At 44.4% G+C, this 15590-nt stretch carries 13 protein-coding genes; 7 read left to right on the top strand and 6 right to left on the bottom strand.

Annotated features, from left to right (window positions below; translation table 11 throughout):
• Nucleotides 1–31 precede the first annotated feature (31 nt).
• A complete protein-coding gene (locus ACFQ21_RS17880; RefSeq protein WP_377580648.1) occupies nt 32–409 on the top strand; it encodes a hypothetical protein in 378 nt (125 codons plus the stop codon).
• 170 nt (nt 410–579) lie between these two features.
• On the opposite strand, the gene ACFQ21_RS17875 is transcribed toward ACFQ21_RS17880, so the two are convergent.
• Complete coding sequence (locus ACFQ21_RS17875) at nt 580–1671, bottom strand: trypsin-like peptidase domain-containing protein (RefSeq protein WP_377580647.1); 1092 nt, start codon at nt 1669–1671, stop codon at nt 580–582.
• Complete coding sequence (locus ACFQ21_RS17870; protein ID WP_377582044.1) at nt 1668–2231, bottom strand: RNA polymerase sigma factor; 564 nt, start codon at nt 2229–2231, stop codon at nt 1668–1670. Before ACFQ21_RS17870 ends, ACFQ21_RS17875 begins: the two co-directional genes overlap by 4 nt.
• A gap of 120 nt (nt 2232–2351) precedes the next feature.
• Between ACFQ21_RS17870 and ACFQ21_RS17865 the strand changes: the two genes are divergently transcribed.
• Nucleotides 2352–2540 (top strand): hypothetical protein, encoded by a 189-nt coding sequence (locus ACFQ21_RS17865; protein WP_377580646.1) that lies wholly within the window; start codon nt 2352–2354, stop codon nt 2538–2540.
• Nucleotides 2541–2763: 223 nt separating this feature from the next.
• Nucleotides 2764–3627, top strand: coding sequence for a DUF4349 domain-containing protein (locus ACFQ21_RS17860; protein WP_377580645.1), 864 nt, complete (start codon nt 2764–2766; stop codon nt 3625–3627).
• Between the two features lie 86 nt (nt 3628–3713).
• Here ACFQ21_RS17860 and ACFQ21_RS17855 read toward each other — a convergent pair whose 3' ends face one another.
• Nucleotides 3714–4082, bottom strand: coding sequence for a hypothetical protein (locus ACFQ21_RS17855; RefSeq protein ID WP_377580644.1), 369 nt, complete (start codon nt 4080–4082; stop codon nt 3714–3716).
• Nucleotides 4083–4342: 260 nt separating this feature from the next.
• Here ACFQ21_RS17855 and ACFQ21_RS17850 point away from each other — a divergent pair, with 260 nt between their 5' ends.
• The 3 genes from ACFQ21_RS17850 to ACFQ21_RS17840 all read left to right on the top strand — a co-directional run bounded on the left by ACFQ21_RS17850 (nt 4343) and on the right by ACFQ21_RS17840 (nt 9389).
• Entirely contained in the window at nt 4343–6826 is a 2484-nt protein-coding gene (locus tag ACFQ21_RS17850) for a zinc-dependent metalloprotease (protein ID WP_377580643.1), read from the top strand.
• 193 nt (nt 6827–7019) lie between these two features.
• Complete coding sequence (locus ACFQ21_RS17845) at nt 7020–8507, top strand: baeRF7 domain-containing protein (protein WP_377580642.1); 1488 nt, start codon at nt 7020–7022, stop codon at nt 8505–8507.
• Between the two features lie 12 nt (nt 8508–8519).
• Entirely contained in the window at nt 8520–9389 is an 870-nt protein-coding gene (locus tag ACFQ21_RS17840; RefSeq protein ID WP_377580641.1) for an SDR family oxidoreductase, read from the top strand.
• A gap of 65 nt (nt 9390–9454) precedes the next feature.
• On the opposite strand, the gene ACFQ21_RS17835 is transcribed toward ACFQ21_RS17840, so the two are convergent.
• The 3 genes from ACFQ21_RS17835 to ACFQ21_RS17825 are packed head-to-tail and all read right to left on the bottom strand — an operon-like array spanning nt 9455 to nt 11453.
• Nucleotides 9455–10159, bottom strand: a complete 705-nt coding sequence (locus ACFQ21_RS17835) for a pirin family protein (RefSeq protein WP_377580640.1) — start codon at nt 10157–10159, stop codon at nt 9455–9457.
• 4 nt (nt 10160–10163) lie between these two features.
• Nucleotides 10164–10733, bottom strand: a complete 570-nt coding sequence (locus ACFQ21_RS17830) for a hypothetical protein (protein ID WP_377580639.1) — start codon at nt 10731–10733, stop codon at nt 10164–10166.
• Nucleotides 10734–10769: 36 nt separating this feature from the next.
• Nucleotides 10770–11453: a dioxygenase family protein gene (locus ACFQ21_RS17825; protein WP_377580638.1), complete on the bottom strand. Its 684-nt coding sequence runs from the start codon at nt 11451–11453 to the stop codon at nt 10770–10772.
• A gap of 670 nt (nt 11454–12123) precedes the next feature.
• Between ACFQ21_RS17825 and ACFQ21_RS17820 the strand changes: the two genes are divergently transcribed.
• Entirely contained in the window at nt 12124–15585 is a 3462-nt protein-coding gene (locus tag ACFQ21_RS17820; RefSeq protein WP_377580637.1) for a response regulator, read from the top strand.
• Nucleotides 15586–15590: the final 5 nt, after the last annotated feature.

Below are 15590 nucleotides of genomic sequence, written 5' to 3'. Positions count from 1 at the left end.
TGCTAATTACCAGACTCTTTAACCCTACACTATGAAATGCTGCAAGTTGTTCATCATGTTGTTGTTTTGTGTTTTTCAAGTGAGGGCACAGCAGGTTGAGTCGTATAAGCCAGTTTCGAGTGTGGCTATAACGCTTTATTCGAAAGTATTAAAAGAATATCGCAAGATCTATATTCATTACCCGGCATTGGATTCGGCTCACCTGGACAGAAGGTTCCCGGTGCTATATTTACTGGACGGTGAAAGTCACTTTGAGATGCTCTCTCAATATACCGATTACCTGAGCCGCTGGGATGTAAATGTTATACCTAAAATGATTGTTGTTGGTATTACCAATACAAAAATCCCTGATGGTCGGCTATTACGATGCGCTGCGATTTATCTACAAAGACTGGAAAGAATGAATTAGCTGCGAGCTTGAGTGGCTGCTGGCTTCAAGCTACTGGAAAATACAGGATTGCTATATACTTACTATATATAGCTATAAAGATTAATCCTATACCGAACGAAAACAAGCCAGAAGGCAGCCGCCTTTTGCTCCAAGCGTCCTCTTCCTTTCTCGCAGCCCGAAGCTCACGGCTAGTTTTTATAGACCTGCACCACAAACACGTAGTCTTTCCAGCGTTTTACTTGCTGTACGCGGCTAGAGTTTTTCAGGGTGCTATATTTAGGTAGAACCAACGGTCTGGCTAGTGTATCTAGTGATGCTTTGGAGATGGCATCCATGATAACAGTTGATTTGATCGCGAATGCAGCACCCAATGTCTCTGTTTGTATACCGCTGATGATACCTACAAGGTCACCACTTTCGTTGAAAAGTGGTCCGCCACTGTTACCCGGATTTACCGGAACCGATACCTGGTATGAATTCGGATTCTGGCTAAAGCCTGTAGAAGCACTGATGGAGCCTTCACCAAAAACTATATCCTCACGTGGAAAGCCCAGGGTAAAAACATGTTCACCTAAACTCGCTTCATCTTTTGCTATAGCATACGGTAATGAACGTGTTGTATAGGCAATGGAATCGTTCATCAGTTTCAACACGGCTATATCATTGGCCGGATCGCGCAGTACGATCGTTACTTTCTGCCTGCCGAATTTTTCGTTCTCAATAAATACAGAGTCTGCTTCTTTTACAACGTGGTAGCTGGTGGCCACATAACCGTTGGATGAAATGAGAAAACCTGAACCTGCATATTTACTCGGTATCGGCTGTTTGCCTTTGTCCATGGACTGCGCTATATCTTTCATCAGCATTTTCTGTGAATGCTTGATCTGATCTACATTTCTGCGCAACTCCTTATAAATAGCAGTCTGTTTGGTCTCAAGCGATTGCGTCATCCACAGTGTACCCAGTATACTTACCATCGCTACCGAAGCAGCTACAGCTGTCATGGGCCAGTATTTTTTCCATCCTCCTATCGTGGCCGGAAGCAGCACAACCGGTTTTGTTTCTTCCACTTCAAGGTGTGCACTGTCCAGCATGTGTTTAAGCTCTACACGGTTGTTGTAGAACTTCATGGCATCGCGCATGGTTTTATGCTGCTGTGCCTTGGCGTTAAGAGCCGGATCACTTTTTAATTTATTCTCTACGGCCTCAGCTTCTTCGGCAGTAAGCTTTCCGGAAAAGTAATCGTCCAGTAATTCGTAGAGTGCCTGGTCAGCGTTCATGGAAGGTCTTCTTTATACGTTGCAAAAAATAATTTCTTCAGTCGTTGCAGACATTTATACTTCTGGTTCTTGGCGTTGTCTGCATTGGTATAGCCAAACTTGTCGCGAATTGCTTCCATCGAAAGATCATGCATATAAAAATCTTCGAGGATTCCCCGGCAAGGTTCACCCAGGCTCGCCAGCGATTCGCGCATCCGGATAAATCGTTGCTCGTTGTCTTCGATGGCATTCATCTCTTCTTCAATACCCAGAAAAGTTTCCGTTTCCTGTATATTACCATGATAACGCTTTTTCTCGGCGAGGCGTTTTAACCACAGCCTGCGGCACACAGCATAGAGGTATGTTTTAATTTTGCAGGTAAGTATAAATTCAGGCTGCTGCACTTTTTCATAAAAAGCAATTACAGCCTCCTGGTAAATATCCTTAGCCTCCTCCTCCGTGCCATTGTTGGAACGAATCAGGTTCACAATCATCGGATAATGCGTTTTGTAGAGCTCCCGGAGCGCTACCTCATTTTTCTTCTTGATCTCTGAAACAATCAGCTCGTCAAAGTAATACACGTTCAATGAAGTCGATTTTATACAAAAGTGCTGCGAAGGTAACCCAAAGAAAAATATCTTTTGTGTTGGGTGACCTTTCAAAGGTTTTGGTATGAAAGGAAATTTTTAAACCAATAAGTCATGAAAAACACATTGAAATTCGCTTTCGGCATACTTTGCCTGGTTGTTCTCGCATCTTGCGAACCTAAAAAAACTGCATCTGAGCAAGAAACTACTCCTGCTGCTGACACAACTTCAACTGAGGTTGCTGCTCCAGACACTACCCAGGTAGAAGCTCCTGCAGATACTACTGCAACAACACCTCATTAATCCATAAGAGCTGATCGTTGAAAAATACGGTCAGCTTTTTTCTTTTCGCTATTTTCCCGACCGGCCACAGGGAAAATTTTCCATTACTTGCGTTTCTTTCTACAACGCGCACACTTCCTTCAAATTTCACATGCTGCCAATATACCTGAACAACACGATGTGTTGCCGATAGGATATTGCCCACACTGATTTCTTTCTCTCTACCATTTTAACAACAACACTTATGAAAAATACATGGTATATTTTCCTGGTATCGCTTTGTCTTTTTTCTGCCTGTGCTGCTAAACAGGAAGCAGAACTATCGACCGCAGATACCATTACGGACGAACAACTGGTTACTGCCGAAAACAAGCTCACGCAAAATCAACTGGCAGCTACACCTCAGCCACAGCGCGATCTCTACTCCGATGGCAAAACAAAACTCATCAAAACGGTTAACTATCGTTTTGAGGTGGAGAATGTAAAACGTGCTACCGAAAATATAGAGGCCGCTATAAAGAAATATCCGGCCTATATTTCTGGATCCAACCTGCGTCTTGACAATCCTATCCTCGAAAACAAACTCAGCATTCGTGTACAAAGTGAATTCTTTTATGACCTGTTGAAAGATATCGATAAGGAAGCGCGCTTCGTAAATTTCCGTGATGTGAACACCACCGATGCATCGAAAGAATTTGTAGACCTGGAGTCACGCCTTAAAACCAAACGTGAAGTGGAAGAGCGTTACATGGATATATTGCGGAAAAAAGCGGGCAGTATAGAAGAACTTTTAGAAGCTGAAAAACAGATCGGAGCGCTTCACGAGGAGATTGAAGCCACCATCAGCCGCATGAATTATCTGAAAGAGCAGATCAGCTATAGCACGATCAATCTGGAATTCTACCAGACTATATCACAGGAAGTAGCCGCTGCAGATGCCACAACCTCGAAAGACAAATTTACCGATGCCATGAAAACCGGCTGGGAAGGACTAATTACTCTTGTCATAGCATTGGTATATATATGGCCCATACTGATCGCTGCCGGATCTATTGTTATATACCTGAAATTTTTCAGAAGAAAACCATTACCCTATAAACAGGCATAGGTTCATAAGCAGAAATATATAGTCAATAAAAAACCGGCACTATCAGCCGGTTTTTTCATTTATCAGAAAACCTACGCGTTCAGAACTTATGGTCTGCTGCTTGAACCTGGGTCCTGTATGCGTTTACCGCCTTTATCGAAATAATAGTTTTTAGTCTGATCGCCGGAACCGATGCGAACCATGTAACCATTTGTAGTTTTGTTACGGTATACTGAGCCGCTTTCCCAACCCGTATATTCAGAACCTTTTAATGTAGTTCTCAGGGATGCTGGTACATCTGCTGATTTTACTACATCATAATCTTTCTGAATGTATTGATCAGAAGGCTGCTGAGTTGCAGAAGGTTGTTCCTGTTGTGGTGATGGTGTTACACCTGTTGTATCAACCTGTTGCGCATTCACTGCCACAATGCCTAACATAAGCATTCCGGCAAATAATAACATAAGCTTTTTCATAGCACTGTAATGATTTTTGTTTTAAGAATAATTAACTTTTATACAGTCTGTTGTTAACAAAACTATGCCCGGCAATACAGCGCGATAAAAGCATTTAAAAAGGCAAAGTTGTTGAGGAATGGTGTGGACATGTTACAGACTTGACTGTGGTAAAAACGGACAGTTCATATTATTTTCGATATAGCACGTATAAAGCGGATGACCGCACGAACCTCTTTACCCGGGAAGCAGTTAACTTTACTTTGAAAATGTGAGTACGTATGCGAAGTATTATTATTCTTATACTTGTTTTTACGGCATGGCAGCAATCGCATGGTCAGAACCCGATTGTAACAACGCCTCCTGACACTACCGCTCTTATTTTTAACCAACTGCTGCAGGACACGATCAGGCGCGACACAACCGAGACTCCGTCATCAGTTCCTGCCGGTAATGCACAGCTTACCGCACCGAGTAAATATTATAGTCTCATTAAACCCAATGCCATTACACGCAAAGGGCTTTTCACGGTGCATAAAGTAGACGATCAGTATTACTTCGAAATACCCGATAGTTTACTGGGCCGCGATCTGCTCATTGTAAGCCGTATAGCACAAGGTGCTGCCGGTGTGCGACAGGAATATATAGGGTATGCAGGCGACCAGATCGGCAATACGATTGTCCGATTTGAAAAAGGCCCCTCTCATAAAATTTTCCTCCGCAGAATTTCTTACCAGGATAATGCTGGCGACAGTACAACGGCTATGTACAATGCTGTTGTTCGTTCAAACTTGCAACCCTTGGTGGCAGCATTTGGAATTGGCGCATACTCACCCCGGGGTAAAGGAAGTGTCATCGATATCACCGACTATATCAATGGTACCAACGATGTACTCTTCTTCAGTGCATCGTCACGGAAAACAATGCACATCGGGGGCATCATTCCCAACATGAGCTATATTAAAGATGTGAAATCCTATCCGCTAAACCTGGAGATACGCACCATCAAAACCTACGATGAATCTTCAAGTGATAATACATTTACATTGGAGTTGAACACATCCATTGTATTGCTGCCAAAGACACCTATGCGAAAACGTTTTGCAGACAGGCGTGTAGGCTATTTTACGGAACGCTATACCGATTATGATGTGAACCCACAGGGTGTAAAAGTTGTAAGCTATATCAAGCGCTGGCGACTCGAACCCAAGCCGGAAGATATGGCGCGCTATCGGAATGGCGAACTGGTGGAACCGCAGAAACCTATTATATACTATATCGATCCGGCAACTCCTAAAAAGTGGGTGCCCTACCTGAAGCAAGGTATAGAAGACTGGCAGGTAGCGTTTGAAAGAGCCGGATTTAAAAATGCCATACAGGCACGCGAAGCTCCCGATCCGGAAGTATACCCGGACTGGAGCCTGGAAGATTCACGACACTCTGCCATCGTATATAAACCATCGTCTATCGCCAACGCTGCAGGGCCGATCATTACCGATCCACGCAGCGGAGAAATTCTGGAGAGTCACATCAATTGGTATCACAACCTCATGTCGATATTGCACGACTGGTATATGGTGCAATGTGGCGCGAGTGATCCGCGTGCACAGAAAATGAAATTTGATGATGACCTCATGGGCGAACTCATTCGCTCGGTTGCTGCGCACGAAGTGGGGCACTCCCTTGGACTCACTCATAATTTTGGAGCAAGCTCCACTGTTCCCGTTGAAAAATTGCGCGACCGTGCCTGGCTGGAAGCAAACGGACACACACCTTCTATAATGGACTATGCCCGTTTTAATTATGTAGCACAACCCGAAGACAGTATAAGCGAACGCGGACTGATTGCACGGATTGGTAAATATGATCTGTGGGCAATTGAGTATGGATATCGATACTACCCGGATATACCTTCTTCTGAAAAAGAAATTCCGTTTTTAAATGGAGCCATCATCGAGAAAATGAAAGATCAGCAGTTCTGGTTTGCCTCTGAATTTTCAACAGACGATCCGCGTGTACAAACCGAAGATATAGGCGACAATGCGATGAAGGCCGGTGAATACGGTATAAAAAATCTGAAACGCATTATACCGCGACTTAACGCGTGGACGTACGTTCCCAATGAAGGCTATAAAAACCTCAACCAGCTTTACAACGGTGTCACCAACCAATATGATTATTACCTCAATCACGTAACAACCTATATCGGTGGTACCTATGAGACTATAAAATCATCTGAGCAAATCGGTCCGGTATATAGTGTAGTTCCTGCTTCGTTGCAAAAGGATGCACTTAGCTTTCTGAACAAACATATCTTTCAACCACCCGTGTGGTTATTGGACACCGTAATACTAGCGCGCATCGGGCAGAACGCTACACAAATTATAGCCCAATCGCAGGAGCGTGTATTGAATTCTTTATTGAGCTATACTACGCTTACACGCATTGCCGAGGCCGAAGCGCTGAATGAGACACGGGCATACCGGCTGATAAACTATATGGACGATCTCGATCAATACATGTGGACAGAGCTGGCTAACTATAGCACCATTGGTATCTACAGGAGAAACCTGCAGCGATATTATGTCGACAAGTTGCTGGATCTCTCCAAGAATACATCTGCATTTTCAGATGCTGATGCAATCATCAAAAATAAACTCACGGAGATCAAAGCGCGGCTGAAGAAAGCAATCCCCAAAACGAAAGATGCCATGACCGTGTATCATTTGAAATACCTGGAAGGAAAACTTGCCAGCGTCCCCTGATGCAATCTGACGCAATCTATATTGTCCTATAATTGCATCGCTTCGGTTATAAAATTCTTCACTTTCGGAGAAGTGTAGAAAAGCAGCCCTCATTTCGAAAATGAAGGTGAGGAACCTGTGTTGAAACGTGTCTGAAGGCAGAGTCGCGGTATAATAATTTACCCATTTCTGTTGAATTTAAACACGTTTGATTATGGGAAAGGACAGAGAAGGGAAATTCAAAGGAAAACCAACCGGACAGGGCAAAGACAATAACATTGAGCTGCATCTGAAAGAAGAGGGTGCCTTGGATTTATACCTCGAAACAGCCGAGAAGTATACCGATGGTCAGGAAGAAATGCCGGCTAATGTAAAAGTGCGGCATCCCAATCGTAATGCAGATAAGCAAACCGAATATGCCGCAGACGGCAAACCGAATAAGTGGTATAGGAAAACAGCGTCCAAGGCATCGCGTTCGTCTTCAATTTCTGAAAACGGACTTGCGCAGAATGGCAGACGCGATACAACGGAGGGGCTGGAACTTCCGGGCGTTCTCACCAAGCCTTTATTGGAAGAACTCTTCAATCACAACGCCAGTCACTATATAACTGCATTCATGGCTACACACCAGGCCGGTGTAGAAGTCAATGAGAAGCAGGATCTCGTAGTATTCAAGAATATATTGCAGCAGGTTTCATCGCAGCTCCGTCAAAATGGTGTGGATGAGACAACCGTAGTACGCATGCTGGCTCCGGGCTATGATCTTCTGAAAGATGATACATTCTGGAGAAGCCAGCAGGCAGGTCTCGCTATATTTATATCCGACAAAATATTCAAGTACATCAAAATGCCGGAAGCACCGGTGGAGGAAGGCGTGCTCACGGGCGGTTCATTCTTCCTGAAACAACTCATCCCGATGATGACCAACCGAGAATATTTCTATTTGCTGGTGATGAGTAAAAAACAATCCAAAGTTTTCAAAGTTGATGCCTTCGGTATACAACATATACCCATTCCGGAAATGCCGAATGGTATAGATGATGTTGTCCACTTCGAAGAAAAAGACGACCAAAAACTTTGGCGAACCGGAAGCAGCGGTGCTGGTGGCGGTGCTAACTATCATGGTATAGGAGCCGGTAAACCGGACGAAAAAGAAAATATAGCGCTATACCTGGAAGAGGTGGATGAGACACTGTGGGAAGAATTACTACACAATGAAAATGTACCGCTGCTGCTGGCGGGTGTAGATTACCTGATTCCGATCTTCAAATCGGTTACAGGTTATAACTATATCTGGAACGAAGCGCTTACCGGAAGCTACGAACATGAAGATGTAAACAAACTTCATCAGAAAGCAATGGACGTAATGGCTCCCTACTTTGAAGAGCGCCACAAGAAAGCACTCGATAATTACGGGAACCAGTCTGCTACCGAACGCACATCATCCGTACCAGCCGATGTTATACCGGCGGCCTACTACGGCAGAGTATCGCACCTGTTCGTGCAAAAAGGCGAACGCATCTGGGGAACGTTTGATGAGGTGGCCAACAAACTCGAAATACATGAGGCGCAGCAAAGCGGAGACGAATGCCTGCTGAACACAGCAGTTATCAAAACGATACTCACCGGTGGAGACATTCACATTCTTGAAAAAGAAAAAATGCCAGGCTCGGGTAAAATAGCTGCGCTGTTACGGTACTAAACTATATATTATATGGAAACAGTAATGATCAATAAACCGGCTGATATAAAACCGCAGCACCAGGACCGGCAGCCGGGTATAGAAAAGGAAATGACGCCACGTCCGATCTACGATACAGACGATCCGGGCTATGGACGACTGGAAGGTAAAGTAGCCATCATTACGGGTGGTGATTCTGGTATAGGTCGCGCAGTAGCTATACAATTTGCAAAGGAAGGAGCTGATGTTGCCATTGCTTACCTCGATGAACACGAGGATGCAAAAGAAACCGCTCAGGCCATTCGTAAATATGGAAAGGAAGCACTGCTGATACCTACGGATATATCGCAGGAAGTAAACTGCAAGAATATCGTGGATCAGACCCTGCAACGCTTCAAGCGCGTAGATATACTGATAAACAACGCAGCCGTGCAGTACGAGCAGAAAGATGTACAATCGATCAGTGCGGAGCAATGGGAGTATACATTTCGTGTAAACATCTTTGCATACTTCTATATGATCAAATATACTGTACCGCATTTGCAGGAAGGAAGCAGTATCATTAACACGGCTTCGGTAACCGCGTATAAGGGTAATCAGACGCTGATGGATTACTCGTCTACCAAAGGCGCTATCATTGCGTTTACCAGGAGCTTGTCCCAATCACTGGTCGAGAAAGGTATACGCGTAAACGCTGTAGCTCCCGGCCCGGTTTGGACACCGCTGATCCCGGCTTCGTTCGATGAAGAGAAAGTTGAAAAGTTTGGTAAGGATACACCTCTCGGCAGGCCGGCTCAACCGGTAGAGATTGCACCATCATATGTATTTCTCGCTTCGCGGGAAGGATCGTTCTTTACCGGCCAGGTACTACACCCGAATGGCGGCTCGGTTATCAATACATAAACATCATCAATACTTAAAAAACTAAAGGCATCCTGCTATATATACTGCGGGATGCCTTTTATACTTCAGGTGAGTTTTACCTCTACAAACAGAATAATCGCGTTATTAGACAGCGCTTCGAAATCCACTTCTTCCACTTCCCACAGCGCCAGGCCATCGCGTGCATGTAGCAACCGGTTGGCGACTTCAAAAGCACCTTCCAGTACAAAAACAAAAACACCACTGTTGCTGTCGGCCGGAGTAAATATACCTTCTCCCCTGCCGTTAAATTTGCCGATACAGGGCGATGCACCTGAACTGAGTTGAGCATCCAATGCCAGTGGAACAAGTATATCTTTGCGATTGTCCAGATCAAACAGAACTTTACCGGAAGCCGCTATATTTCCGGAAGGCACTGTATACCATATCTCCAGGAAATTGATGAGTTCATCTTCGTACGGATTGGCGATCTCTACTACCGAGTCTTTCGGAACTGCCGCGGTAAATGCCTCCCCTACATCGGCAAGTATATATTCACCAGCGTCAATGCGAACATTCAGTGCACCTACCATCGGCAACAGCATAATTACCGTGTCTTCCCTGGCATATCGCACCAGCGTATGTTCACTTTTCAGCGTTGTATCATTGAATGCCTTCAGGTTGCCGAACGGCCTTCTGCTTTCATGAAAATATTTACCGGCATTGAAAATATGGAAACTCCGGAACCAGTCTTCCTGTGAACACCCGCGCTGGTCGGCCAGGTATATCATCGCTTTTGTTTTCGACAGCATAAGGCTATAGTTTAAGATCACTTCCCTCCTGCACGTGTGCATCTATAGTCTGTACCGCCGCAGCCAGTTGAAATGCACTGATGCCCAGGTTCGGGCGCCAGGCAACCATCTCCGTATCGATCATCTGCCCGTTACGTAAGGCATCGCGCTGATCACCAATAGCCAGCAGAAACATATTCTGCACCGTATCAATCCACGTTAATACCTCGCTATAAAAGTGAATGGCAATCTTATGCTGGTATTTATCCTTCACATGCGACTGCATAATTTCAAATCTGAAATTTTTGAACGGAATAAACACCTTGCCTGAAACATTGGTAACATCCGGTATACGTTCGTTCAACTGGCGCAGGTAGCCTATAGCTGCCGTACTCACCAGGGCATGCAACCGGTCAGCCTTCGGATCGTTCTCAAGAATCTCGCGAAAGCTTGAAAACTTCTGCTGCTGATTATAGTATTGCGCCTGCATAAAAAACTCACGGTATGTATCATCAAATACATACTTCTCCCACGTACCCGATGCCGAAGCATCTATTACCTTGGCGTAACACAGCCGTATGAGACCTTTTGCCATAATTATATTCTGAATATACTACATTATATACATTGATCAGGCATTTACCACAATGGTATGGGTAAGCTCATAGCCATCCGTTGTATTACCGGTTAACGTAGCCAGCTCGCTCGCAACCGAATCAGCAAAAATGTTGTCGGATGAATTGTATGTATCCTGCTTGCCTTTGGTATAATATTGTGTAGCCGTAGTATATACTGCGTCCGTTACTTCACTTGGAAAAGCGATCTGCGTAACCAGTAATGACACTCCGCTGGCGTTGTAAATATGCACATGTATATGGGGCGCACGCGATGAATACCAGCCGGGAAATATAGAGGTAAATCCAACAAGTCCATTGCTGTCAGTAACCTGTCTTCCGCGCAGGAAGTGCACCGAAGTAAAATCAACCGTCTGCATGGACGTGCCGCCATACTCGGAGTAATAACCATCTTTATCGCAATGCCATATATCTACAATAGCATCTGCCAGCACAGCGCAATTGTTATTTTTATTCTGGATCGTAATCTTCACCGTGAGCGGCAATCCCGTCCGGTCAGAACGTATATCTACCATCTCCAGGGATGAAGGATTTTTCGTCGGGAAAGGTCCCGCAGTCTCAGAAGGCGTTGTGCTGCATGCGCCTGATGTTGCATCATCATCATCGCTGCTGCAAGCCTGCAACAAGGGTACGATGAGACTTCCCATACCCAGACGTTTCAAAAATTGTTTGCGTTCCATAGCGGTATATAAATTAGGTTATCGTTACAACCAGACTTGGGCGGCACGCATCTCCCTCGTTTGTCCAAGCTAATGCCTATGCCCGTGGGTTTATTATATCTATAACGATTATGTAAGTGCTTTTCTTTGCGCCCGCGGGTAAAATGAGGTGAACGCGTGCTTTTCTTCGGTGATAGCAGCTTAAATAAGCTACTATAGAGCATTTTTTCCTATGAATTGCAGCATATCCGCGCGTACCGCTATTTTCTATCAAGGTGGTTTTCATCCTTCCTTTTACGGGATATTAAAATGTCATTTCAACACAGATGAGAGTTACTATGTATACTACCATCAGTGTGCAAAAAGTACAATTTCCAATTGTCCAATGTCTCACAACGAGTATTTGCAAATGCGTGTAGCCTCATCGTTATAGTGTATGTGCCCCGGCATAAGAAATCCATGCATAAACAACATGATGATTCTTTGTGTATTGATGTATTTTATTTTTTGAAGATTAGGAGCTTTCATTTATATTTATAGAAGGTCGTTGAGAATAGCCCGCAGTCAAGGGTTAGGGATTTTTGCATGATTTATTAAAAAGTATCGGGTCGATTACCTGGATCGCCCGTATGGCACTGCCCGATCGGTGTGCCTGTTGGATTGATTTTTTATTAACCGATTCTCGTATACTATGAAGTTAACGTTGGATAAAAAAATACTCCTCGGATTTTCTATCTGTTCGGTTGTGCTGTTATTTGTGGTTGTTATCTCGTATAACAACAGCGAGAAACTTGTTATCACGAATCAATGGGTAACCCACACGCAAGAGGTTCTTTATGAACTTGAGCAGGTGCTGGTATATTCCATCGATGCAGAAAATGCCGCTCGCGGTTTTGTCATCATGGGTAAAGAAGATTTTCTGCAGCCATTCTATAATTCGAAACTCAGTTTGTCCGATCACACCAACAAAATCCTTCAACTAACGGTTGACAATCCGGGACAACAAAACAACGCCAGGAAGTTAGATAGTTTAACAATCCGGCATATACAACAACTGGAACAATTTATCGGGTTACGAAAGACCAACTATGATGAAGCTATAGCCGAGTTCTCTACTGGTAAAAGCAGGCAAATACTGCAACAAATCAGAAACATGGTAGCCAAGGCAAAAGGTGTAGAGCAAAAATTACTTGATCAGCGTAAACTTGCCAGCGAGACCGATTCACGCAATTTCAACATTCTCTTCATTATCTTACTCCTCGTAATTGGATTTACGCTGGTGGTGGTATACATATTGATCACCACGAACCTGCGTGCGTTGAAACGTGCCGAGAAAGAAGCCGAAATTAAAAACTGGAACCTGGAGGGAAACCGAAACCTTATTCGAAGTATACAGGGAAACAAACCACTGAACGATCTGGCCGAGATCACCATCAACCAACTGGTAACGTATTTAAATGCACAGGCCGGAGTAATATACCTTACAGACCCGGAGCAACGTACCCTTTACCCGATCGCTACTTATTCAGTTGATAAAAATAATACTTCCATTGAGTCGCTGCGTTTTGGACAAGGCGCTGCCGGACAAGCCGCGAACGACAAGCGATCTATACTGTTGCGGGATATACCGGAGCACTATTTTAATGTTGCAACGGGATTTGGACAACTGCGTCCGAAGAATATAATTGTCGTTCCGTTTATTTTTGAAAATGAAGTAATCGGTGTGATCGAGCTGGGGAGTATATATGACTTCACGGATATACAGCAGCAATATCTGCAACTGGTGTCTGATAGTATAGCGATTGCTTTGGTATCGGCACGGGCGCGCGAAAAAACAGCATTGCTTCTGACTGAAACACAAACACAGGCCGAGGAACTCGAAGCGCAGCAGGAAGAATTGAGACAGGCCAATGAAGAACTTCATGTAAAAACAGAATTGCTGTCCCGATCGGAAACAGAATTAAAAATGCAGCAACAGGAATTGCAGCAGATCAATACCGAGCTCGAAGAAAAATCAAACCTGCTGGAAGAACAAAACGAAAAACTGGAAGACGCCAAAGTTAGCCTGGAAACAAAAGCGCGCGAAGTTGAAGTTACCAGTAAGTACAAATCCGAGTTTCTGGCAAACATGTCGCACGAACTGCGAACACCACTCAATAGCATCCTGATCCTTGCACAGTTGCTATCGGAAAATAAAACCAACCGGCTTGGCGATAAGGAAATTGAATACTCGAAGAATATATATAACTCCGGTACCGATCTGCTCAACCTGATTAACGAAATCCTGGACCTTTCAAAAATCGAAGCTGGCAAAATGCAGCTGGAGATCGAGAACGTTCCGTTTCATGATATCATTACGCATATATCATCTATGTTCACAGAGCTTGCCCACAACAAGTCTGTTACATTCAAAATCGACTATGAAGAAGATTCACTTCCTCCTGCTTTTACAACAGACCGGCAACGCGTAGAGCAGATCATTCGTAACCTGTTGTCCAATGCGTTCAAATTTACCTACGAAGGCGGCCAGGTGCAATTGAAGATTTACAAGCCCGATGCATTTATACCCTTCCGCAAGAAAGATCTAAACAATATACCCAACATGGTTGCCTTTGCTGTTTCCGACACGGGCATTGGTATACCCAAGGCTAAACGTGATATAATCTTTGAAGCATTTCAACAAGCCGATGGGTCAACCAAACGTAAATATGGCGGTACAGGATTGGGACTGTCCATCAGTCGCGAACTTGCCTATGCACTCGGAGGTGAAATACATTTGGAAAGTGAAGAAGGACAAGGCAGTACATTTACACTATATCTACCCCTCCACTTCGATAGTTCATATAGTTCCTCTATAGATAAGAAAGTTGAAATCAAGGAAAAGGAACCTCTCAAAATAGAATATAAACACCTCCCCATCTCAGCCGAAGTGCCGACCTCTACTCCTTCCCACGATGATCGCAATGATATTATCGAAAGCGATCGTGTGATACTGATCGTTGAAGACGATGAGAAGTTCAGCAAGATACTGCTCGACTTCATACACGATCGGAGGTACAAAGGTGTTATCGCTACACAGGGTAATGCCGCGATCAGCTATGCGCGCCATTATAAACCTGTTGCTATATTACTCGACATGAAATTACCGGGGCTGGACGGTACTGAAATACTCAAACAGCTCAAGAGCAATCCCGATCTTCGCCATATACCGGTTCAAATCATTTCAGCTTACGATCAGAAAAAAGAAGGTCTTGAATTGGGTGCCTTCGACTATATTATGAAGCCTGTATCTACGCAGGACTTGCAGGGCGCTTTTGAAAAGATCGAGCGTTTCTCGAATAAAAAACTCAAGAAGTTGCTGATCGTAGAAGACAACGAGCAACAGAACGGTGCGATTCGTGAACTGATTGCTGACAGTGATGTGAAATGTTCTTCAGCCTATAGCGGTGAAGAAGCGTTTGAAATACTTCAGGAAAGATCGTTTGATTGTATCATTGTTGATCTCGGCCTGCCCGACATGACGGGCTTTGAATTGCTTGAGAAAATAAAATCGGACGGCAACATCAACCAGATTCCCATCATCGTATATACCGGCAGAGATCTGAAGAAAGAAGAGAGCAGCCAGCTGAGCAAACTTGCCAATACGGTGGTACTAAAAACTGCCGACTCGCATGAACGCCTGCTGGATGAAACGATTTTATTCCTGCACCGCGTAGAATCCAAATTGCCGAAGGAGAAACAACGCATCATTCGCAATCTGCACAAGTCTGATGAAGTCTTGCAAAACAAAAAAGTATTGCTGGTAGATGATGATATGCGAAATATATACTCGCTCACCAACGCACTGGAGAGCGAAGGACTGGAGGTGGTAACGGCCGAGAATGGAAAAGTTGCCCTTGACGTTGTCAAAGAAGACAAGTCGATCGACCTGGTGTTGATGGATGTAATGATGCCGGAGATGGATGGCTATGAAGCCACGCAGGAGATTCGCAAGATCGAGTCGCTGAAGACACTGCCCATCATTGCACTCACAGCCAAGGCTATGAAGGAAGATAAAGAGAAATGTTTCGCCGTAGGCATGTCAGACTATATATCCAAACCGGTGAACCTAGAACAACTGCTTTCGCTGATGCGCGTATGGCTATACCGTTGAGTTAT

Source organism: Ohtaekwangia kribbensis, from assembly GCF_042676245.1.
Classification (GTDB): Bacteria; Bacteroidota; Bacteroidia; order Cytophagales; family Cyclobacteriaceae; genus Ohtaekwangia; species Ohtaekwangia kribbensis.
This window is presented reverse-complemented; position numbering and strand designations above follow the sequence as displayed.